This window comes from Streptomyces sp. NPDC097595, from assembly GCF_044761525.1.
GTDB lineage: Bacteria > Actinomycetota > Actinomycetes > Streptomycetales > Streptomycetaceae > Streptomyces > Streptomyces drozdowiczii_A.
On record NZ_JBIWCN010000005.1, the window covers coordinates 390094 to 412938 of the forward strand.

Sequence of the window (22845 nt, forward strand, 5' to 3'; positions counted from 1 at the left end):
CTGTCATTTACCTGAGGTTCGCCCGGACCAGCAGATACACCAGGAAGGGCCCGCCGATCGCGGCGGTGACCACACCGACCGGCAGGCCGTCGGGCAGGGCCGTGCGCGCGATCAGGTCGGAACCGGTCAGCAGCAGCGCGCCGACCAGTCCCGAGGCGGCCATCGGCGGCGTCGGGTGTCTCGCCAGACGCATCGCCACCTGCGGTGCGACGAGGGCGACGAAGGGCACCGGACCGGCCGCGCCCACCGCCGAAGCGGCCAGCAGGACCCCGCACAGCAGCATCAGGGCCCGCACCCGGTTGAACCGGACGCCGAGCCCCGCGGCGACCTCGTCCCCGAGGTGCAACGGCTTGAACTGGAAGGCCAGGCAGACCACCACGGCCAGCAGGACCAGGGTGCACCAGAGCGCCACCCGGACCTCGCCCCAGGACCGGTTGTCCAGGGAGCCGACCAGCCACGCCTGGGCCCGTGCCACGTCCCGGATGTCGGCCGACGTCAGGAGCCAGGTCGTGATCGCCTCCATCGCCGCGCTGACCGAGATGCCGATGAGGACGAGCCGGAAGCCGTCGATCCCGCGCCGCCAGGCCAGGAAGTACACCAGCAGCCCCGTTCCGAGACCGCCCAGGAGCGCCGCCGCCGACAGGCCCACGGTGTTCGTCACCGCGGTGGCGGCTCCGCCGGACACCGTCACCAGGAATACGGCGACCGCGCTGGCGCCCCCGGTGATGCCGAGGATGTCGGGGCTGGCGAGCGGGTTGCGCGCGACGGACTGGGTGATGGCGCCGGACACCCCGAGGGCGACGCCCACGACGACGCCGGCCAGGGCGCGCGGCATCCGCAGGTCCATGATGACGAAGCGGTCGACCTGCTCGCCGCCGCCGAGGACCGTGGCGATCACCCGCGACAGGCCGATCGGGAAGTCGCCGACGCCGATGGACAGGCAGAACACCAGGAGGGTGGCCGCCGCCAGCAGCAGGGTGACCAGGACGAGCCAGGGCCGCCAGACGAACGAGGCGCCGCCGACGCGTACGCCCGGTGTGACCGATGCTTTCAACTCCGTACCGTTCATGCGCTCCTGAACTTTCCTCGCCACACCAGGACCGCGAAGAACGGCGCGCCGAGCAGCGAGACGACGACCCCCGCGTCCAGCTCCCCGGGCCGTACCACCAGGCGCCCGACGATGTCGCACACCAGCAGCACGACCGCGCCGAGCAGACCCGCGTACGGCACCAGCCAGCGGTAGTCGGGCCCGGTCAGATACCGGGCGACGTGCGCCACCATGAGCCCGAGGAACGCGATGGGTCCGCAGGCCGCGGTGGCGGCGCCCGCCAGCAGCGTGACGGCGACGATGCCGATCGTACGGCTCAGCGCGATGTTGACGCCGAGTCCGCGTGCCACGTCGTCACCGAGGTTGAGCAGATTCAGGGAGGGCAGCATGACCGCGGCCAGGACCAGTCCGACCGCGACGAACGCGGTGACGGGCCGGATGACGTCGAAACCGATGCCCGCCACCGAGCCGGCGTTCCAGAACCTCAGCACGTTCAGGGACTTCACGTCGGACAGGGCGACGGCCGTGGTCATCGCCGCGAGGAAGACCGTGACGCCCTGCCCGGCGAGGGCCAGGGTCAGCGGGTTGCCGGCGCCCCTGCCGATGCTGGCGAGGCCGAACACGACGACGCCGGCGACCGCCGATCCGAGGAACCCGAACCAGATGTACTGGAGCGGGTCGGTGAACCCGAAGACGGCGATCACCGACACCACGGCGAACGAGGCGCCGGCGTTGACCCCGACCAGCCCGGTGTCGGCGATCGGGTTGCGCGTGTACCCCTGGATCAGCGCGCCGCCGACCCCGAGCGCGATGCCGGCCACGATGCCGAGCACTGTGCGGGGCACCCGCACCGTCTGCACGATGAGCCGGATGTCGGAGAGCCGCTGGTCGGCCTCCGGCCCGGCGAACAGGCCGTGCCACACCTCCCCGGGGTTCAGCGAACGCGCCCCGACCATCAGCGACAGCGCGCCCACGACCAGGACCGTCACCGCGAGGGCGGCGAGTCCGGTGACCCGTCTGCGACGGGTCACCGTCACGCCCCCGGGTATGGGGCGCTCCACTGCAGTTGTGCTCATGTCCGCGTACGTTATCTCTCTGGCCCTCCGGGCCCGGAGGGCGGTCGGGCTGTCTAGCGGGTGCCGTCCCCGGCGACCGGGCGGGCGGCGTCGGGGGCGTCCTTGACGCTCCGGTCCAGCAGGGAGTCCAGGATCTCGCCGACCCTGATCGCGGTGTTGGACAGCAGGGCCGAGGTGATGCCGTGGGTGTGCTCCGTACCGCCCTGGAGGTAGATGCCGCAGTTCAGCGCGGGGTCGGTGGCGATGCGGTAGTCGCGCTCGACGCGGACGCGGCCCTCCTCGTCGCGCAGGCAGTACTCGGCGGCCTCGCCCAGGAGGCCCAACGGGTCGGCCGGGCTGTACCCGGTGGCGAACACCACGACGTCGGCGTCGAGCACGGTCTCCTCGCCGGTGACGAGGGACTTCACTGTGGCGCGCACCGTGTCCGGGGTCTCCTCGGCCGCGGTGAGCCGGGACACGTTGAGGAAGCGCAGCCGCTCGGTGCCGAGCACCTTCTCCTGGTACATCTGCCGGTACAGGTCATCGATCAGATCGATGTCGACCACGGAGTAGTTGGTGTTCCCGTGGTAGTCCATCAGCCGGCGCTTGACGTTCTCGGGCGCCGCGTAGAACTCGTCCACCGCGTCCGGGTCGAAGATCTTGTTGGCGAAGCTGCTGTCGTCGGCCGGGCTGTAGCCGTAGCGGGAGAAGACCGCGCATATCTCGGCGCCGGGGAAGCGGCGGTGCAGATACGCGACGTTCTCGGCGGCGCTCTGCCCGGCGCCCACGACGACGAAGCGGGAGGGCGAGGTGCCGTCCAGCTCGCCGACCCGGGTCAGCAGTTCGGAGTTGTGCCAGACGCGGTCGCCGCGCTCGACGCCCTCGGGCACCAGCGGGCGCAGTCCCGTGCCGATGACGAGGTTGCGGGCGCGGTGGACCGTCAGCCCCTCGCCGGACCGGACGGTGACGTCCAGGTACTCCACGACGCCGTCCTCGACCACCTGGGTCACCCCGACGACCTCGTGGTCGTAGGAGACGAGGTCGTCCACCTGGGAGGCGGCCCACTCGAAGTAGTCGTGGAACTCGACCCGCAGCGGGAAGAGGTTCTTGTGGTTGATGAAGTCGATCAGGCGTCCCCTGCTCTTGAGGTAGCAGAGGAAGCTGAACTCACTGGCCGGGTTGCGGAGCGTCACCAGGTCCTTGAGGAACGAGACCTGCATGGTGGCGTCGTCGATGAGCATGCCCCGGTGCCAGCCGAAGGCCGGTTGCTGCTCGAAGAACTGGGCCGTCACCGCTTCCCGCGTCCCGGAGCGCGCGTTGTGCTCGCTGATCGCGATCGCCATGGCCACATTGGACGGGCCGAAGCCGATACCAATGAGGTCGTGGACCGGTGCTGCGTCGCCAGGACGAGCCTGTGACATGTCACTCCCATCGTGCGGGGAAGCCGCCTGTCGGATGTGGGGAACGGGCGAAGGACGGGCACGCCGAAACAGCGGCCCGATGAACTTAGGTGAGCCTAAGCTAATCAGTCAACGCTTGTCGATAGGTGCGATTCGGGCACCTCCGGCACAGGGTCACCCCAACTGGGGCACTCCGCACCTCCGTTGCAAGATAAGGTAAGCCTTGCTTTACTTACCTGTCTTTGTTTCTACGTCGAGGAGGAACCCCATGCGGGTCGTCATGTTCGGTTACCAGACCTGGGGCCACCGCACCCTGCAAGCCCTCCTGGACTCCGAGCACGACGTGGTGCTGGTCGTCACCCACCCCAGGAGCGAGCACGCCTACGAGAAGATCTGGAGCGACTCCGTCGCCGATCTCGCCGAGGAGCACGGAGTCCCGGTCCTCATCCGCAACCGCCCGGACGACGACGAGCTGTACGAGGCTCTGAAGGCCGCCGAGCCCGATGTCATCGTGGCCAACAACTGGCGTACGTGGATCCCGCCGCGCATCTTCGCGCTCCCCACCCGGGGCACCCTGAACGTGCACGACTCGCTGCTGCCGAAGTACGCGGGCTTCTCGCCGCTGATCTGGGCGCTCATCAACGGCGAGAGCGAGGTCGGCGTCACCGCGCACATGATGAACGACGAGCTGGACGCCGGCGACATCGTCCGGCAGGAGTCCGTCCCGGTCGGCCCGAGGGACACCACCACCGACCTCTTCCACAAGACCGTCGACCTCATCGCCCCCGTCACCACCAAGGCACTGGCCCTGATCGCGGACGGGCAGACGGAGTTCACCCCGCAGGACCGCTCGCAGGCCACCTTCTTCCACAAGCGCGCCGAGGAGGACATCCGGATCGACTGGACCTGGCCGGCCGAGGACCTGGAGCGTCTGGTGCGCGCCCAGTCGGCCCCGTACCCCAGCGCCTTCGCCTTCCACCGGGGCAAGCGGATAGAGATCCTGGCCAGTGTGGTCTCCGAGGGGCGTTACGGCGGAACGCCCGGCCGGATCTTCTACCGCGAGGGCGAGGGCGTGGTCATCGTCGCCGGCGCCGACGCCCGCACCGGTCGCAACCACGGACTGGCCGTCACCCGGGTCCGCACCGAGGACGGCCGCGAGCTGCCCGCGACGGAGTACTTCACCTCCATGGGCGGCTACCTGACCAGCCGCCCCTGACCCCACATGGGTGTGCCCCCGGCCCGAAGGCCGGGGGCACAGCCATGTGTCCTGCCGGTCAGCCCTTCCGGGGCCGGGTACGGGGCAGCCGCGTCGCGGCGGCCGCGGCGAACAGGCAGAAGCCGAGCACCCACCAGAAGGTGTCGCCGAAGGCCGCGGGGACGTCCGCGCCCGTGGCGGCGAGCCGGTTCTCCAGGATCACCGCCACCGCCGCCGTGCCGACCGAACCGCCCACGGTGTTGAGGAGGTTGAGCGCACCGGCCGCCCGGGGCAGCTGCTCCGGCTCGATCCGGCTGTAGACGATGTTCATCACGGGCGCACCGACCATCGACATCCCGAAGCCCCGCACCACCAGCGCCGAGGCGATCACCGCGTCCGGGACCCCGTGCCCCAGCCAGGTGAACGGGGCGGTCCCGGCGACGATGAGCACGATGCCGGCGACCACCAGGGTCCTCGGCGCGACCTTGCTGATGGTCCGGTTGACGAGCACCGAACCGGCGGCCGCGCCCAGCCCCTGGGGGGCGAGCAGCAGCCCCGCCTCCCAGGCCGACATCCCCCGCCCCGACTGGAAGTACAGCGGCAGCAGGAACGTCGTGCCGAACACCGAGGCCCCGAGCACCACCAGCGCGAGCGCGGCGGCCCCGAAGGGCGGTCGGGCGAACAGCCGGGGGTCCACCAGCGGGGTCCCCCGGGTGCGCAGCCCGTGCACGGTGAACGCGACCAGCATCACCACCCCGGCCACCACGCCGATCGTGGCCGGGACGGCGCGGTCGTGGGCGACCTCGGTCAGCCCGTACACCAGCACCGCGAGCCCCGGTGAGAGCAGCAGCGCCCCCCGCAGGTCGAACGCGGTCCGCTGCGGGGCCGGGGGCACCACCGGCACGTAACGGCGGGCCAGCAGGACCGCGGCCGCGCCGATCGGCAGGTTGACCAGGAACAGCCAGGGCCACGGCGCGACCGCGAGCACGGAGCCCCCGGCGAGCGGCCCGAACACCGGGGAGAGCAGCGGGACCACGGCGACGATGCTGATCACCTTGCCGGTGCGGCCGGGGCCCGCGACCCGGGCGAGCAGCGCCTGCCCGGTCGCGGGGAGCAGGCCGCCGCCGAGCCCCTGGATCACGCGGAACACGATGAGGCTGGTCGCCGACCAGGCCGAGGCGCACAGCACCGAGCCGACCAGGAACACGCCGATGGCCGCGAGCCAGACCCGCCGGCCGCCGAACCGGCCGGCCAGCCAGCCGGACGCGGGGACGGCGGCGACGACGGCGAGCAGGTACGCGCTGGAGACCCACTGGATCTCGGCGACCGAGGCGTCGAACTCCTCGGTGAGCCGGTCGAGTCCGACGCTGACGATGGTCGCGTCGAGCGTGGCCATGAACGTGCCGAGGACCAGGATGAACGCGATCCGCAGCAGCTCCCGGTCCACGCGCTCGGCGGGCGGGGCGGGTGCCTCGGTCATCGGTCCTCCAGGAGGGCGCTCACGTCTGCGTCCAGGTGCTGCTCCATGTTCCGCAGCAGGTCGACCAGTTGGCCGGCGAGCCCGTCGGTGTCGGTGCCGCCCCGGTGGGCGAGCACACCGGTCCAGCCGTCGCCGTCCGGCATGACGGTCAGCGTGGCGGGGTGGTGGGTGGACTCCCGGAAGCGCGTGGCGAGCACGGTGAGTCCGGGCGCGGGTTCACGCAGGCGGTCCGGGTCGACCGGGTAGTTCTCGAAGACGACCATGCTGTCGAAGAGCCTGCGTCGGCCGGTGAGCCGTTCCAGGTCGGACAGGGCCACATGGTGGTGCTCGACCAGGTCGCGCTGGCGGCCCTGGAGGTCGGTGAGCGCGGCGGCGAGGGTGCCGGTGAGCCGGGCCCGTACCGGCACGGTGTTGGCGAGCAGGCCGATGATCTCCTCCACGCCCTCCAGCGCCGGGGGCCGGCTCGACACCATGGCGCCGAAGCAGACGTCCCGCCGCCCGGAGCGCCGGGCCAGCAGCACCGACCAGGCGCCCTGCACCAGGGTGTTCGGGGTCAGCCCGCGCCGCGCGGCGAGCCGGGTGAGCCCGGCCACGAGCGCCGCGTCGAACGTGATGACCTCGGGCTCCTGCCAGGCCGGGCCGCTCCCGTCGCCGCCGAGGTGGTCGCCCTCGGGCAGCCCGTCCAGCTCGGCCGCCCAGGCGTCGAGGTCCGGCTCGTTCGCCGCGCACCAGTCCAAGTAGTCCGCGAACGGCACGGGGTCCGGCAGGGCGGGGGCGGTGCGACCGGTCCGCGCGGTGTACAGGGCGAAGAGCTCGCCGAGGATGCGTGGGGCGGACCAGCCGTCGGACAGGGCGTGATGGCTGGTCAGGACGAGGTCGGCGCGGTCGGGTCCGAGCCGGATCACGGTGATCCGGTAGAGCGGGCCGCGCGCCAGGTCGAAGGGATCGGCCAGGTCGGCGGCGAGCACCTCGTCGGCAGGGGCGTCGGTGACCCGGAACTCCGGCCGGGGCGCGTCCGGGATGACCGCGAGCGAGGCCGGGAAGACCGCGCCCAGGTTGGGGTGCCGGGCCAGCAGATCGTCGCCGGCGCCCCTCAGCGCCTCGGTGTCGAGCGGGCCCGCGAGCGAGAACACCGACTGCACGGTGTACGGGTCGGGGCGCTCGGTGCGCGAGTGCCGCAGCATCACCTCCTGCAACGGGCTCAGCGGCTGTACGGCGGCGACCGGCCGGTCCCCGAGCGCGACGGTCTCCGGCGCGGCGGCGACCCGCAGCAGCGCGGCCCTCAGGTGGACCGCCAGCTCCTCGATCTCGGCGCCGGTGAACAGCGCCCGGGGCCAGGTGATCCGCACCCCGAGCGCGTCGTCGCGCACCAGCGCGTTGACCATCAGGCTGTACGGCAGGGGCATCGGACCGGAGCCGTCGGAGCCGAGCGGGTCGGCGTCCGGGGCGGGCTGCCACGGCGTCTCGGTCTCCGGGGCGCCGGGGTACTGGCCGAGGTAGTTCCAGGCGAGCTCCGGGCGGACCGGGTCGAGCAGGCCCGCCGTGGTGAGGATGCCGTGTCCGAGGCCGTCGCCCTGGGCGCGCAGCCGGTCCCGGACCGCCCGCACGTCGTCGGAGGCGTCGAGCCGGACGGGGTGGATCGCGGTGAACCAGCCGACGGTCTGGGAGAGGTCGACCTCGCGCGGCCGGCCGTGGCTCTCCAGGGCGACCAGCAGTTCGGGGACGCCGCGCCAGTCGCGTACCGCCTGGGCGAGCGCCGTCAGGAGGACGGCGTCCGGGGTGGTGCGGTGGGCGGCGGGCAGGGTGGTGACGAGGGCGCGGGTGGTGTCCGCGTCGAGCCGGATCTCGTGGTGCGCGGCGGTGCCCACGGTGTCGCGGGCGGGGTCGAGCGGGCGGGTGAGGGGCTCGGTCGCCGTCATCCGCCGCCAGTGCGGGAGTTCGGCGCGCCGGTCGGCCTCGCGCAGGGTGCGGGCCCAGCCGAGGAAGGACTGCCCGTGCCGGATCAGCTCTCCCCCGTCGTGGGCGTGCCGGAGGTCGTCCAGGAGGATGCGCCAGGAGACGCCGTCGGCCACCAGGTGGTGGGCGATCAGGACGAGCCGGCCGGGGCGGTCGGGCCCGGCGTCCACCCAGACCGCGCGCAGCATCGGTCCGGTGCGCGGGTCCATCGCCGCGCGTGCGGCGGCGGTCGCGGCGTCGGCGGCGGCGCGCGGGTCGCCGTTCGCCGGCACGCGGGTCAGGACGTCGGCGCCGCTGAGTTCGCCGGCCGGGGGGATGTGAAGGGTGTCGTCGTCGAGGCGGGCGCGCAGCACGTCGTGCCGGGCCAGCAGGGCATCGAGCACGGCCCGCCAGCTCTTCTCGTCGCCGCCGGCCGGGACGCAGACCTCCACCCACTGGCAGAAGCCGTCGGCGGCCTTCCCCGCGCGGTGCAGCAGGTCCCGCATGACCGGGGTCAGCGGGGCGTCCCCGACCGCCGGGGCGGCCTCGCCGTCCAGGGCGCGGGCCCGGGCCGCGATACCGGCGACGGTCTCGCCGTCGAACACGTCCTTCGGGCTGAGCCCGAGCCCCTGGCGGCGGACCCGGGAGACCAGCTGGAGGGAGACGATGCTGTCGCCGCCGACGTCGAAGAAGTTGTCGTCGGGGCCGATGTCGTCGCGGCCCAGGACGTCCCGGAACACGGCGAGCAGCAGTGCTTCCGCCTCGGTGGCCGGTTCGCGCCGGGCGGCGGAGACGGTGGCGGGGGCGGGCAGCGCCGAGGCGTCGAGCTTGCCGCTGGGGCTCAGCGGCAGCCGGTCCAGCGGCACGAGCGCGGTCGGCACCATGTGGTCGGGCAGCCGCTCGGCGAGGTACGCGCGCACCCCGGCGGTGTCCAGGTCGGCGTCGTCGGTCGGGATGACGTAGCCGACGAGCCGCCCCTCCCGCATCACGACGGCGCTGGCGCGGACGTCGGGGTGCCCGGTGAGCGCGGTCTCGATCTCGCCGAGCTCGACGCGGAAGCCGCGCACCTTGATCTGGTGGTCGGCGCGGCCGAGGAAGACCAGCTGCCCGTCGTGGCGCCAGCGCACCAGGTCGCCGGTGCGGTACATGCGGGTGCCGGGCGGGCCGTACGGGTCGGCGACGAACGCGCCGGAGGTCAGCCCTGGACGGCCGAGGTAGCCGCGGGCCACGCTCGGGCCGCCGAGGTAGAGCTCGCCGGTGACGCCGACGCCGACGGGCTGGAGTCCGCCGTCGAGCACATAGGCGCGGACGTTCGGGTCGGGGCGGCCGATGGGCAGCGGTCCCCCGTCGTCCGGGTCGTAGTGCCAGGTGGTGGAGTTGATGGTGACCTCGGTGGGCCCGTAGGCGTTGAAGAGCGCCCGGCGGCCCCGGCCCCAGCGGTGGGCGAGCTCCGGGTCGAGCCGTTCGGCGCCGACGACGAAGAACACGTCGGGGTCGACGGTGCGGTCGTCGGGCATCGCGGCGAGGAACGACGGCAGCAGGTTCACTCCGGTGACCCGGTGCTCCACGATGTAGTCGAGGAGTTCGTCGCCGGGTACGCGCACCTCCTCGGGCGCGATGACGGACGTACCGCCGGACAGCAGCGGCACCATGGTCTGCCAGAACGCCACGTCGAAGCTGGTCGACGCGAAGTGCAGATAGCGGTCGTGCTCGGTGACGCCGACGACCTCCTCCTGGAGGGCGATCAGGTCGGGCACGCCCCGGTGGGTGACGCCGACGCCCTTGGGGCGGCCGGTGGTTCCCGAGGTGTAGATGACGTACGCGAGTGCGTCGTCGGTGAGCCGGGCACGGGCCCCGGCCGGGTCGGTGTCCGGTACGGAGGCGAGGGTGGCCGGGTCGTCCAGGCGCAGGACGGGGATCTCGCGGTCGACGGGCAGCTCGGCACCGGTCGTCACGACGGCCGCGGGCAGGATGTCGTCGAACATGTACGCGAGCCGTTCGCGCGGGTAGGCCGCGTCCATCGGCACGTACACCGCGCCCGCCTTGGCGACGCCGAAGAGCGCGACGGTCATCTCGATGTCCCGGCCGATGAGGACCGCGACCGGGTCCTGCGGGCGGACGCCCTGGGCGATGAGCGCGTGCGCGAGGCGGTTGGCCTGCCGGTCGAGTTCCTCGTACGAGAGGCTGCGGTCACGGCAGACCAGCGCCTCCCCGGCGGGCTTGCGCCGGACCCAGCCGGCGAACTCGTCCAGCCAGTGGCCGCGTTCCTTGACGGCGACGATCTCGGTGCCCGTACGCAGCATGCGGGCGCGCTCATCGGCGTCGAGGGCGGGCAGCGCGACGGCGGCCCTGCCCGGGTCCTCGGTGATCTCGTGGAGCAGGTTGCGCAGCCAGCGGCCGTAGTCGCGCACGGTGTCCCGGTCGAACGCGCCGGGCTGGTAGCCGAGGCCGACGGTGATCTCGTCGCCCGGGATCACGATGACGGTGAGCGCGTAGTGCGTGGCGTCCGTGATGTCGACGCCGGTGAGGTCGAGCCCGGGGGCGAGCGGGGTGCGGGTGCGGCTGGAGAGCGGGAAGTTCTCCATGACGAGCATGGTGTCGAAGAGTTCGCCGATGCCCACGGCCCGCTGGATGCCGGGCAGTCCGACGTGGTGGTGCTCGACGAGGGCGACGCTCTCCGCGTGCACCTGGGCCATCAGGTCCGTCGCCGTGCGGTCCGGGGTGTACCGGACGCGTACCGGGACGGTGGTGCCGAGCTGGCCGATCATCGATTCGACGCCGTCGACCTCGGCGGGCCGGCCGGAGACCGGGCAGCCGAACACGACGTCGCGGCGGCCGGTGAGCCTGCCGAGGAGCAGGCCCCACGCCGTCTGGAGGACCGTGGTCAGGGTGATGCCCCGCTCCCGGGCGAAGGCGCGCAGCCGGTCGCTGAACTCGCGGCCCAGCTCGACGGTCTCCCGCCCCGGCCGTTCCACCGCGTTCCCGGTGCTCGCGGGGGCCAGCCGGGTCGCGTCGTCCACGCCCGCGAGGGCCTCGCGCCAGGCGGCGACGGACGCCTCCTGGTCCCGGCCCGCCAGCCAGTGGAAGTACTCCGACAGCGGCGGGGATACGGGTGCGGCGGGGCCGCCGCCGAGTTCCGCGTAGATCGCGAGGAGGGTGCGGCCGACGATGGGCATCGACCAGCCGTCGAGCAGGGCGTGGTGGTTGGTGATGACGAGCTTGTGCTCGGCGGGCCCCACCCGCGAGAGCAGGAAGCGGATGAGCGGCGGCCGCGCCGGGTCGAAGGGGCGCGCCAGCTCGGCGCGGGCCGCTTCGGCGAAGTCGTCGTCCTGCCGCCAGTCCAGGGCGACATCGGCCGGGATCACCTGCACCACGTCGTCCCCGACGGTGCCCAGGTGGACGCGGAGCGCGGGGTGGCGGCGCAGCAGCTCATGGGCGGCGCGGGCCATCCGGTCCGGGTCCAGCTCCCCGGACAGGGTGGTGACGGCCTGGACGACGTAGACGTCGGTGTCCGTGTCCTCGCGGACCAGGGTGTGGAAGGAGAGGCCGAGCTGGAGCGGGGTGGCGGGCAGCACGTCGCTGACCCGGCCGGTGCGCTCCAGGGCGTCGATCGCGCCCTGGTCGAGGGAGACCAGCGGAAGGTCGGAGGGGGTGAGCCCGCCCGTGGTGTGCAGGGCGTGCGCGGCCAGCGCGTCGAGCGCGGCGGCCCAGCAGTCCTGGAGGGCGGCCAGGGCGTCGGGGCCCAGGACCTCCCCGGCGGCGGTCCATTCGACGGCGAGCCGGGGTGCGTCGCCCTCGTGCACGAAGCAGTTGAGGGCCAGCACCTGTTCGAGGGCCTTGGCGTCGGGCTCGGTCACCGAGAACGCGTCGTGCTCGGGGAGCCGCCAGCCCTCGGCGGCCGGCGGGGCGAACCTGCCGAGGTAGTTGAGCAGCACGTCCGGGGGCGGTGTCGCGCCCAGCTCCGGGGCCGTCTCCGGGTCGAGGTGGCGCAGCACCCCGTAGCCGACGCCGTTGTCGGGGACGGCGCGGCGGGCCTCCTTGGCGGCGCGCAGCGTGGCGCGGACGTCGTCGAAGGCGGGCACGCGGACGGGGTACTCGCTGGTGAACCAGCCCACCGTGCGGGCCAGGTCGAGGTGTTCGCGGCCGTGGCCCTCCATGGTCACGGTGACGGAGTCGTCGCGCAGGCCCCAGCCGCGCAGGGCGAGGACGAGGGCGGCGAGCAGGACCTCGTCCACGCCGGCCCGGTAGGCGGCGGGCAGCGTGGTGAGCAGGGCCTCGGTGGCCTCGGGCGAGGCGGTGGTGACCGAGCGGTGCGCGGTGGCCACGGTGTCTCGCACGGGGTCCAGGGGGCGGGCTCCGAGCCGGGAAGCGGAGTTCGATGCCGTACGCCAGTGGGCGAGTTCACCGCGCCGGGCGCCGGTCCTGCCCTGTTCGGCGAGGACCTGGGCGTGGCGGCGCCAGGAGGTGGTGACGGGTTCGAGGGCGCCGCCGGAGCAGGCGGTGTGCAGGTCGGGCAGGAGGACGCGCCAGGAGACGCCGTCCATGGCGAGGTGGTGCACGACGAGGACGAGGCGGTCCGCCGTGCCGTCCGCCGCGCCGTCCCCCGTGCGGAGCAGGGCGGCGCGCACCAGATCGCCGGTGCGCGGGTCGAGCTGTCCGGCGAGCCGACGGGCCAGGGCGGTCACGTCCTCGCCGACGGCCTCCTCGACGGCGGCCCGGACCGCGCCCCGGGGCAGGATCTCCGGCTCGCCGGCCACCCGCAGCCGCAGCGCGTCGTGGTGGTCGAGGAGGGCCTGCACGCCCCGGGTCAGCCGGTCCGGGGTGAGCTCGTCCACGTACAGGGCGGTCCACTGGGCGTATCCGGCGACGGTGTCGATGTCCGGGTGCGGGTCGAGCAGGGCGCGCACGATGGGCGGGGCGGGCACCGGGCCGACCGGCTCGTCCGCCGGGCCGGCCGCCCCGTCGAGCAGCTCGGCGGAGGCGGCGAGCGCGGCGAAGGTGCGGCGGGCCAGCAGGTCCTTGGGGCGCAGGCCGAGGCCGAGGGCGCGCAGCCTGCTGCTGACGGTGATCGCGGTGATGCTGTCGCCGCCGAGGGCGAAGAAGTCGTCGTCCACGCCGACCCGTTCGACGTCGAGCGCGTCGGCGAGGACGGTGCACAGGAGCCGTTCGCGTTCGGTGCTCGGTTCCCGGCCGCCGCCGGGGAGGGCGGGCGCGGGCAGGGCGGCGCGGTCGAGCTTGCCGTTGGGCGTGACGGGCAGGGAGCCGAGGACCACGACGGCGGCGGGCACCATGTGTTCGGGCAGCCGCTCGGCGAGCCGGGCGCGTGCCTCGTCGCCGGTGACGGAGGCGGACACGATGTAGCCGACGAGCCGGGACGACAGGACCCGGGCGGCGGCCGCGGTGACCCCGGGCAGGGCGGCGAGGGCTTCTTCGACCTCGCCGGTCTCCACCCGGTGGCCGCGGATCTTGACCTGTCCGTCGCCCCGGCCGCCGTATTCCAGGCCCCGGCCGGGCACCCAGCGGGCGCGGTCGCCGGTGCGGTACATCCGGTCGCCGGGGGCGCCGAAGGGGTCGGCGACGAAGCGTTCGGAGGTGGCGCCGGGGCGGCCGAGGTAGCCGCGGGCCAGGTGGGGTCCGGCCAGGTACAGTTCGCCGGCCGTGCCGGGCGGGACGGGCTGGAGGGCGTTGTCCAGGACGTGGACCCGGGTGCCGGCGAGCGGGTGTCCGATGACCGGGTCGCCGCCGTCGATGCGGGCGGTGGTGGCGTCCACGGTGGCCTCGGTCGGCCCGTACATGTTGCGTGCGGCGATCCCGGAGGCGGCGACGCGGCGCCACAGGGCGGACGGGGTCGCCTCGCCGCCGAGGAGCAGCAGCGCCGGGGGCAGGTCGAGCAGTCCGGCGTCGATGAGCGGGGCGGCCATCGAGGGCGTGGTGTCGATGACGTCGATGCCGTCGCGGGCGTACGCGGCGAGCAGGGCGTCCGCGTCGCGGGCCGTGTCGGCGTCGTACACGTGGAGTTCGTGCCCGCAGAGCAGCCAGATGAGGTGCTCGAAGGCGGAGTCGAAGGCGAAGGAGTAGGTGTGCGCGGCGCGCAGCCGGCGGCCGGTGGCCTGTTCGGCCTCCGCGACGACCGTGGACCGCTGGTGGTGCAGCAGCGCGGCGAGCCCGCCGGTGCGGCCGAGCACGCCCTTGGGGCGGCCGGTCGATCCGGAGGTGTGGATGACGTAGGCCAGGTGCTCGGGGTGGCGGGGCCGGGAGAGCTCGGCGGGGGCCAGCGGGGCGCCGGACAGGTCCGCGGCCTCGTCCAGGAGGGCCTTCCAGGGCAGTCCGTCGACGGTGCCGTCGGTGAGGACCAGGACCGGGCGGGTGTCCGCGATGAGTTCGCGCAGCCGCTCGGGCGGGTGCGCGGCGTCCAGCGGCAGGAAGGCGGCGCCCGCGTCCAGCACGGCGAGCAGGGCGACGACGGCGTCGGCCGAGCGCGGCAGGGCGAGCGCGACGACGTTCTCGGCGCCGACGCCCCGCGCGCGCAGGGCGCGGGCCACCCGGTGGACGCGGTCGGCGAGTTCGGCGGCGGTCAGCCGTTCGGCGCCGCAGACCAGTGCGGTGTTCCCGGGTCCGGCGGCGGCCATCGCGTCGAAGGCGGCCGGCACGTCGAGGGGGGTGCCTGGCAGGGCGGGCGGGCTCCACTCGGCGAGCTGGGCGCCGGTGTCGCCGGTGAGCGCGATCCGGGCGACGGGCAGGCCCTCGATGAGCCCGGTGAGCAGGGCGCGGAGCCCGGTCATCAGGCTGTCGACGGCCGCCTGGTCCTTGGCGCGGGCGTCCACCTCGAAGCCGAGCAGGAGGCCGCCGTCGCGGGTGGGCAGGACGCTGAGGCCCATGTCCTCGGGCGGTCCGCCCGCGACGTTGCGCATGACGCCGGCCGCCCCGGCGAAGTCGAGCGTCAGGTCGAACGCCTTGAGGTTGATGCCGCGTCCGTGCAGCAGCGCGCCGGCGCCGGGCACGCCGAGGTCGCGGGGCAGGTCCTCGCCCCGGTAGCGCTGGTGGTCGCGCATCTCGCGCATGGCGGTGGCGACGCGCCGGCTGAGCTCGCCGAGCCGGTCGTCGCCGCGCACGGTGACCCGCATCGGCAGCACGTTGACCGCCATGGCGGGGGTGCGCAGCGCGACGGAGCCGGTCCGGCACATGAGGGGCAACGCGAAGACGACGTCGGTGCGGCCGAGCATGCGGTGCAGGAAGGCGGCGTAGCAGGCGATCAGGGCCTCGCCCCAGGCGACGCCCTCCGCGTCCGCGAACGCGCGCAGGGCGGCGGTCTCGTCGGCGCCGAGTTCGGCGCGTGCGGTGAGCGTGCGGACGGGCGCGCCGTCCGTGTCGGGCCCGTCGTGGGCGTCGACGTCGGGCAGCGGCGTGAACCGCTCGACCCAGTAGGCGCGGTCCTCGGCGGCCCGGTCGCTCGCACGGTAGGCGGTGTCCTCGGCGACGAGCGCCGCGAAGGCACCGAACGTCGAGCGGGGAGGTTCGGTGCCCCGGACGAGGGCGGTGTAGCGGGCGGCGGTTCGGCGGGCGAGCTGGGCGGCGGTGTAGCCGTCGAAGACGAGGTGGTGGCCGAGCTGGGTGTACCAGACCTCGCGGTCGGAGAGCTTGATGACGGTACGGGAGTACAGCGGGCGGTCCGTCATGGACCGGCAGTCCTCGGCGAGCCGGGCGCGTTCGGCGTCGACCAGCGCCTGGGCCGCCGCGACCGGGTCGGCCTCGGCGCTGACGTCGACGAGCGGCGGCAGGGCGACGGCTTCGGCGCCGACCGCCTGACGGGGGCCCTCGGGCGTCTCGTACACCCTGAGCCGCAGGCTCTCGGCCTCCTCGGTGGTGGCCCGGACGGCCTGCGCGAGCGCGTCCGTGTCGACGGGTCCTTCGCCGGATATCTCGATCACGTCACCGACCACGTAGTACGGCGAGTCGGGTTCGATGCGCTGGGCGTTCCAGATGCCGAGTTGGGCGCCGGTCAGGGGAAGGAGGCCGTCCGGGGACACGCTCGCGGTGGTCAACTTACTCTCCTTGCAGTGTGGGTACGACCATCGGAGTGCCGGTCACGGGGTCCGGGACGACGACGCTGGGGAGGTCGAAGACGTCCTTGATCAGCGTGGCGTCCACGATCTCCGCGGGGTCGCCCTCGGCGACCACCTCGCCGGCCTTCATGGCCACCAGGTGGTCGGCGAACCGGCATGCCTGGTTGATGTCGTGCAGGACCGCGACGACGGTGCGGCCCTCGTTGCGCAGCTTGGCGAGCAGGCCGAGCAGTTGGTACTGGTGGGTGATGTCCAGGAACGAGGTGGGTTCGTCCAGCAGCATGTAGGGCGTCTCCTGGGCGAGCACCATCGCCATCCAGACGCGTTGCCGCTGCCCGCCGGAGAGCTCCTGCACGGGCCGGTCGGCCAGGTCCGCGACGCCGGCGGCGGCCATCGCCCCGTCGACGGCCGCCTGGTCGCCGTCCGACCACAGGGCCAGCAGGGACTGGTGCGGGAAGCGGCCCCGGGCCACCAGTTGGCGGACCTTGATGTCCTCCGGCGCGGTGGGGTCCTGGGGCAGGAAGCCGAGTTGCTTGGCCAGTGCCTTGGTGCCGTACGCGCCGACCTCGCGGCCGTCGAACTCCACGTGTCCGGAGTGCGGTTTGAGCAGCCGTACGAGCGCGCTCAACAGAGTCGACTTCCCGCAGGCGTTGGGGCCGACGATGGCGGTGAACGCGCCGTCGGGTATGTCGAGGGTGAGCCGTGTGGACACGACGCGGTCTCCGTAGCGCAGGGTGATCTCCCGCGCCGTCAGGCGTGCGGTCACGCGCGCCTCACCTCCTTGGTCAGCAGCCAGATCAGATAGCAACCGCCGATCGCGGTGCTCACGACGCCCACGGGCAGCGCCACCGGGGCCAGCAGCATCTGCGCCAGCAGGTCCGCGCCCTGGAGCAGGACCGCCCCGGTCAGCGCGGCCGGGAGCAGCGGGATGCCCGCCGCGCCCGCGAGCCTGCGGCCGATCTGCGGCGCGGCCAGCGCGATGAACGCGATGGGCCCGGCCACGGCGGTCACCGTGGCGGTGCAGCCGACGCCGACCAGGACCATCAGCAGCCGCAGCCGGTCGAGTCCGACTCCGGTCGTCACGGCGATCGGGTCGCCGAGCGCCGCCTGGTGCATGGCGTGCGCCCGGGTGGTCATGAGGGCCAGCAGGACGGCGATCACGGTGAACGGGATGCCGAGGTCCTCCCAGCCCACGCCGTTGAGCGAGCCCGCGCTCCAGCCGACGGCGGCGATCGCCACCTCCAGGTCGGCGCGGAGCACGATCCACGAGTTGATCGCGGTGACCATCGCGTTGATGGCGATACCGATGACGACGAGCCGGAGGCCGGAGAAGCCGGTTTCGAGCGACAGCAGGTAGATGGCGGCCGCGACGACGAGTCCGCCGACCACGGAGCTGACGGCGAGCTGCGCGGAGGTGCCCGACAGCACGGTGAGGGCGACCAGGGCGCCGGTGTAGGCGCCGGCGTCGAGACCGATGACGTCGGGGCTGCCCATGGGGTTGCGGGTGAGGTTCTGGAAGAGGGCGCCGGCGACGCCGAGCGCGGCGCCGAAGACCAGCCCGGCCAGTACGCGCGGCAGCCGCCAGTCCCGGATCACCACGGAGTGCTCGGAGCCGGTGAGGACGGCGAACACCTTGCCGGGCGGCGCCCATTGGGCCCCGTAGCACAGCCCGAGCAGGCCGAGCCCCAGCATCAGGGCGACCAGGACGGCGACGAGTATCGCCGTACGCCGTTCGAAGTGGAATTTCAGCACGTTCACAGGGACCCCGCCCCGTAGCGGCGGACCGCCCAGATCAGCATGGGGCCGCCGAGGAAGGCGGTCACGATGGCCACCGGCACCTCGCCGGTGGGCAGCAGGACCCGCGCGGCCATGTCGGCGGCGAGGAGCAGGATGGGGCCGAGGACCATGGTGTAGGCGATGAGCCAGGGCACCGATCCGGAGGCCGGTTTGCGCACCAGGTGCGGCACGATCAGCCCGACGAACAGGATGGGTCCTGCCACCGCCGTCGCCGCGCCGCTGAGCACGGTGATGAGGACGAGGGTGGTGACGCGGACCCGGCCCACGTTGGCGCCCAGGGTGTGCGCCACGTTCTCGCCGAGCGTCAGGGCGTTGAGCGCCTTGCTCAGCAGCAGCGCACCGGCCAGGGAGACCGCGATGGCGGTCAACGGCCAAGCCAGGGAGGCCTGTTCGCGCCCGGCGAGCGTCCCCACCGACCAGAACCGGTAGAGGTCGAAGGTGTCGGGGAGCATGAGGCGCAGCCCGAGGGCGACGCCGTTGAGCACCGCGGTCACCGCCACACCGGTGAGCACCAGGCGCAGCGGTGAGATGCGGCCGACCGCGGCGACCAGGAGCGCCGCGGCCACCGAACCGACGATGGCGAAGCCGAGTTCGCCGGCCTGGCCGCCGGCCAGGCCCGCCGCCGACCCGAGGGTGACGGCGAACCCGGCGCCCGCGGTGACCCCGAGGATGCCGGGCTCGGCCAGCGGGTTGCGGGCTAGCGTCTGGATGAGCGCGCCGGCCACGGCGAGCGCGGCGCCGACGGCGACGGCGAGCAGCGCACGCGGTGCCCGCACGTCCCGTACGACGACGTGGTCGTCGGTGCCCTGGTAGTCGAAGAGTGCGCGCACGACTTCGCCGGGTGCGACGTGGCGGGCCCCGACGCCCATGCTGAGTACGGCGAGAACGGCCAGCAGTACCAGTCCGCCGACGAGCAGGGCGGTCTGCGGAACGGCCCGCCGGTTCTTTCCAGCCGCCTCGGACGCGCGGCCCGCGACGGTCACGGCTTCAGCAGCGGAGCGAGCGACTTGTCGATCGCGTCCAGGGTCAACAGGGCCTCACCATAGGTGGCGGCTTCGGTGTAGCGGTACGGGAACGCCTTGCCGGCCTTGACGGCGGGCAGGTTCTTCCAGAGCTTGGAGTCCAGGACGTACTTGACCGAGGGCGGGACGCTGCCGTCGGCGTTGACCGAGTACGTCAGGACGTCGGCCTCGCGGAAGGCGGCGGGCAGTTCCTCGATGGAGGGGTATTCGCTGACGGCCGCGGACCCCGGACCGGCCTTCTTGACCTTGCCGTAGTAGGTGGCGCCCAGGTCCTCGGCGATGTTGGTGCCCCAGGAGCCGTTGAACTCGCGCTGGAAGGTGCCCTTGGCTGCGTCGCCGTAGGCGCCGACGTGGCCGAGCTTCAGCTTCGGCAGGACGTCCTTGTACTTGGCGGCCAACTCGGCGGCCTTGTCGTCGTACGCCTTCTTCTGGGCGTCGAACTGCTTCAGCGCGCCGGCCGCGTCGGACTGCTTGCGGGAGAGGTCGCGCCAGGCGGACGGCAGGCTCGGGCCGATCGCGACGACGGGGGCGATAGACTTCAGCCGCTTCATGTCGATGTCACCGAGCACGGGCGCGGGGACACCGATGACGATGAGGTCGGGCTCGGCCTCGGCGATGGCCTCGTAGTTGGTCTCGGTCGCCTGCTCGCCCGCGATCTTCTTGAGCTTCTTGTAGGTGGCGAGGTCGTCCTTGGTCATCATCGGCTCGCCGCGCTTCCACGACGAGATGCCGACCAGCGGTGCGTCGGCCTCGATCAGCGCGGGCACGGCATAGCCGGTGGCCACCACACGCTTCGGGTTCGCCGGGATCGTGATCTTGCCGTTGTCCGCGGTGAACACCCGGGTCTTGGTCTTCTCCGAGGCGGAGTCCGACCCGCCGTCCGAGGATGACCCGCATCCAGCCAGTACGAGGGCCAGCGCGACGGCGCCGACCAGGCCGGACGATCTGCGTATGGACATTCCGAAGCTCCTTGCTACTTAGGTAAGGCTCACCTTACTTGATGGCCTTTCGGGGGGACAACTCGCGGGTGGCCCGCCCCTGGTGCTGCGATGAATCAGTGGTCGTGACCGTGCTCGTGGTCGTGCTCGTGGTCCTCGTCGAAGTCCGCGACGCCCCGCTTCCAGTAGCCGGTGATGTCGTAGTCGGCCTTGTCCAGGCGCAGTTCGTCCCGGACCCAGCGGCGCAACGGCTTGATCTGCCCGGCCTCGCCGGCCACCCAGACGTACGCCCGCTCACCCTCGGGCACGGTGACGGACGTCGCGGCCCGGGTCAGCGCGTCACCGGAGCCGGCGGGCACGCCGTCGCGGTGCAGCCAGCGGACCTCGACGCCCTCCGGCGCGGAGAGCTCGATCTCCTCGGCGGCGTCCGCGACTTCGATGAACGCCCAGCCCCTGGCGGTCCTCGGCAGCTCTTCCAGCCATCGCGCCACGGCGGGCAGGGCGGTGAGGTCCCCGACGAGCAGATAGCGGTCGTAGCTGTGCGGGACGATCAGCCCGCCGGGCGGCCCTGCGATGTGGACGGTGTCGCCGGGCTGCGCCTTGCCGGCCCAGCCGGAGGCGAGTCCGCCCTCGTGCACGGCGATGTCGATGTCCAGCTCGCCGGTGAGGGAGTCGTAGCGGCGCACGGTGTATTCCCGCGAGGTGGGCAGCGGCCTCGGCCAGCGCAGCATCGCCCCGTTCCGCTCCGGGAGACGCAGGGTGCCGTCCGGTTCCCGGAAGATCAGCTTCACGTGCTCGTCGGGCGCGTGGGCCTCGAACCCCTCGGTGCCGGGTCCGCCGAGCGTCACCCGCACCAGGCCCGCGCCGACGGAGGCCGTGCGCACGACCTCGGCCTCCCGGATGCCGATCGGATAGCCGACCTTCTCGGCGTGCAGCCCGGCGCGCACCTCGGCGATCCGGTCCAGGTGGCGCTCGCGGTGGTCGGTGCGGCTCATGCGGCCTCACCCGCCAGCAGCGTCTGCCAGTGGCCGAGTTCGGGGAGCTCGAAGAGGTCGGGGAACTCCAGCGCGGTCGCCCCCGCCGCGCGCCAGCGCTCCACCAGGACCATGATCCGCATCGAGTCGAGACCGAGGTCGACCAGGTTCTCGTCGGGCGCGATCTCACCGGGCTCGCAGCCCAGCAGTTCGGCGATGTCGGCCCGGACACGGTCCGGCGACAAGGTCTGACTCATCGGAGTACTCCTCAGTGGGTGGGCGCCGACAACGGGTCGGAGCGAGAGTTGCGGTGCTTACGGGGCCGGCGCGGCGATGCGCGCGCGTGAAGGCCCGCCCGGGGCGGGTCCCGTCACGGGGCGCGCGAGGGCGCGGCTCGGCCCGCCGACGGGTACGGCGGCCCGCGGCGCAGGTTGATGGAATCGGCCACAGTCCCCCCTCAGGCCGAGGCAAGGCTAACCTAACATCGACATACGCGACACGAGCGCCCACCCCATCAACCAGGCTTCCGGAAAGCGCAGTTCGGACACCGGATCCATGACCCGACCCCCACCGCCCTCCTGCGCGAACACCTGAACTTAGGTTACCCTCACCTAACCTACCGTAGGTGCTGCTCCGGGTGAAGACCCGCCGCAGGCGTGCCAGCGCGCCGTACCGGCGCAGCTCCTCAGCGCATCCTCATCCCTGGCCCCGCCCGTGGGGCCATCGAGAACGGAGTCCCCGTGTCGACGGCATCCCGAGTCGCCACGCCCATACCCACGGCTCATCCGGCCACCGGGGCGGCCACCTCTCTGCTGGACGCCTACGCGCCCGGCGCCCGCTTCCTCGCCACCCCCAGGCGCACCCTGCTGGCCCGGGGCGCGGCACTCCAAGTGCCGCACGGCGCACAGCCGGTGGACCGGCGCGTGGCGGACACCCTGGCCCAGGCCGCCGACGCCGGGCAGCAAGCGCCGGTGGTGATGGGCGCGATCCCGTTCGACCACACGGAACCGGCCGCCCTGAGCGTGCCCACCGCGCTGCGCACCGGGCCGCCGCTCACCACCGACCCCCTCATCGCCCTGCCCTCGCCGGGGGCGGACTCCCCCGGCTGGGAGATCCGGCCGGTCCCGGAGCCGGAGGTCTACGCCAAGGGCGTGGCCGCGGCCGTGGAGCGGATGTGGCGCGGCGAGTTCAGCAAGGTCGTCCTCGCGCGCACCCTCGAACTCACCTCGCCCGCACCGCTGGACGTGCCCGCCATGCTCCAGCGCCTGGCCCGCCGCGACCCCTCCGGCTACACCTTCGCGCTCCCCACCGGACCCGGCCGCACCCTGATCGGCGCCAGCCCCGAACTCCTGGTCTCCCGCCGGGGCCGCCAGCTGGTCGCCAACCCGCTCGCCGGCTCCGCCCCGCGCAGCGACGACCTCGCCGAGGACGTCCGCCGGGCCGCCGCACTCCTGGAGTCCGCGAAGGACCTCCACGAGCACGCCGTCGTCGTGGACGCCGTGCACCAGGCGCTCGCCCCGTACTGCTCGGGGATGACCGTGCCGCCCCGGCCGACGCTGATCCGCACCGCGACCATGTGGCACCTGTCCACCACGGTCACCGGCACCCTCACCGACCCGGACACCTCCGCGCTCACCCTGGCCTGCGCCCTGCACCCCACGCCCGCGGTGTGCGGCACGCCGACGGCGACGGCCCGGCAGGTGCTCACCGAGACCGAGCCGTTCGACCGGGGCTACTTCACGGGGATGGTCGGCTGGGGCGACGCGAGCGGCGACGGGGAATGGGTCGTCACCATCCGCTGCGCCGAGGCGGAGGAGCGCACGCTGCGCCTCTACGCCGGCGCGGGCGTCGTCGCGGCGTCCGAGCCCGAGGCGGAGACCGCCGAGACCGCCGCGAAGTTCCGCACCTTCCTGAGCGCGGTGGGTGCCGAACTCTGAG

Annotated in this window: 13 protein-coding genes; 2 read left to right on the forward strand and 11 right to left on the reverse strand. The window is 73.3% G+C overall.

Going from position 1 to position 22845, the window contains the following annotated elements:
• Nucleotides 1–7: 7 nt before the first annotated feature.
• Genes ACIQZN_RS11135 through ACIQZN_RS11145 form a run of 3 tightly spaced genes read right to left on the reverse strand, consistent with a single transcriptional unit; the run spans nucleotide 8 to nucleotide 3524 of the window.
• Nucleotides 8–1069 (reverse strand): FecCD family ABC transporter permease, encoded by a 1062-nt coding sequence (locus ACIQZN_RS11135; protein WP_403990667.1) that lies wholly within the window; start codon nucleotides 1067–1069, stop codon nucleotides 8–10.
• On the reverse strand, nucleotides 1066–2124 hold the full coding sequence (locus tag ACIQZN_RS11140) for a FecCD family ABC transporter permease (protein ID WP_403990670.1): 1059 nt from the start codon (nucleotides 2122–2124) through the stop codon (nucleotides 1066–1068). Before ACIQZN_RS11140 ends, ACIQZN_RS11135 begins: the two co-directional genes overlap by 4 nt.
• Before the next feature lie 53 nt (nucleotides 2125–2177).
• Nucleotides 2178–3524, reverse strand: a complete 1347-nt coding sequence (locus tag ACIQZN_RS11145) for a lysine N(6)-hydroxylase/L-ornithine N(5)-oxygenase family protein (protein WP_403990673.1) — start codon at nucleotides 3522–3524, stop codon at nucleotides 2178–2180.
• 247 nt (nucleotides 3525–3771) lie between these two features.
• On the opposite strand from ACIQZN_RS11145, the gene ACIQZN_RS11150 reads away from it, so the two are divergent.
• On the forward strand, nucleotides 3772–4719 hold the full coding sequence (locus tag ACIQZN_RS11150) for a methionyl-tRNA formyltransferase (protein ID WP_403990676.1): 948 nt from the start codon (nucleotides 3772–3774) through the stop codon (nucleotides 4717–4719).
• Nucleotides 4720–4777: 58 nt separating this feature from the next.
• On the opposite strand, the gene ACIQZN_RS11155 is transcribed toward ACIQZN_RS11150, so the two are convergent.
• From ACIQZN_RS11155 to ACIQZN_RS11190, 8 genes are all read right to left on the reverse strand, one after another.
• On the reverse strand, nucleotides 4778–6178 hold the full coding sequence (locus ACIQZN_RS11155) for an MDR family MFS transporter (RefSeq protein WP_403990679.1): 1401 nt from the start codon (nucleotides 6176–6178) through the stop codon (nucleotides 4778–4780).
• Nucleotides 6175–16155: an amino acid adenylation domain-containing protein gene (locus tag ACIQZN_RS11160; RefSeq protein ID WP_403990682.1), complete on the reverse strand. Its 9981-nt coding sequence runs from the start codon at nucleotides 16153–16155 to the stop codon at nucleotides 6175–6177. The genes ACIQZN_RS11155 and ACIQZN_RS11160 overlap by 4 nt, the downstream gene beginning before the upstream one ends.
• A 1-nt stretch (nucleotide 16156) precedes the next feature.
• Nucleotides 16157–16942 (reverse strand): ABC transporter ATP-binding protein, encoded by a 786-nt coding sequence (locus tag ACIQZN_RS11165; RefSeq protein WP_403990684.1) that lies wholly within the window; start codon nucleotides 16940–16942, stop codon nucleotides 16157–16159.
• Nucleotides 16939–17934, reverse strand: coding sequence for a FecCD family ABC transporter permease (locus tag ACIQZN_RS11170; protein ID WP_403990687.1), 996 nt, complete (start codon nucleotides 17932–17934; stop codon nucleotides 16939–16941). Before ACIQZN_RS11170 ends, ACIQZN_RS11165 begins: the two co-directional genes overlap by 4 nt.
• Complete coding sequence (locus ACIQZN_RS11175; protein WP_403990690.1) at nucleotides 17931–18956, reverse strand: FecCD family ABC transporter permease; 1026 nt, start codon at nucleotides 18954–18956, stop codon at nucleotides 17931–17933. Before ACIQZN_RS11175 ends, ACIQZN_RS11170 begins: the two co-directional genes overlap by 4 nt.
• Nucleotides 18953–19954, reverse strand: a complete 1002-nt coding sequence (locus ACIQZN_RS11180) for an ABC transporter substrate-binding protein (RefSeq protein ID WP_403990693.1) — start codon at nucleotides 19952–19954, stop codon at nucleotides 18953–18955. Before ACIQZN_RS11180 ends, ACIQZN_RS11175 begins: the two co-directional genes overlap by 4 nt.
• Nucleotides 19955–20049: 95 nt before the next feature.
• Entirely contained in the window at nucleotides 20050–20928 is an 879-nt protein-coding gene (locus ACIQZN_RS11185; RefSeq protein ID WP_403990696.1) for a siderophore-interacting protein, read from the reverse strand.
• A complete protein-coding gene (locus ACIQZN_RS11190) occupies nucleotides 20925–21164 on the reverse strand; it encodes a phosphopantetheine-binding protein (RefSeq protein WP_403990699.1) in 240 nt (79 codons plus the stop codon). The genes ACIQZN_RS11185 and ACIQZN_RS11190 overlap by 4 nt, the downstream gene beginning before the upstream one ends.
• Before the next feature lie 483 nt (nucleotides 21165–21647).
• Between ACIQZN_RS11190 and dhbC the strand changes: the two genes are divergently transcribed.
• A complete protein-coding gene (dhbC, locus tag ACIQZN_RS11195) occupies nucleotides 21648–22844 on the forward strand; it encodes an isochorismate synthase DhbC (RefSeq protein WP_403990702.1) in 1197 nt (398 codons plus the stop codon).
• The last annotated feature ends 1 nt before the right edge of the window (nucleotide 22845 follow it).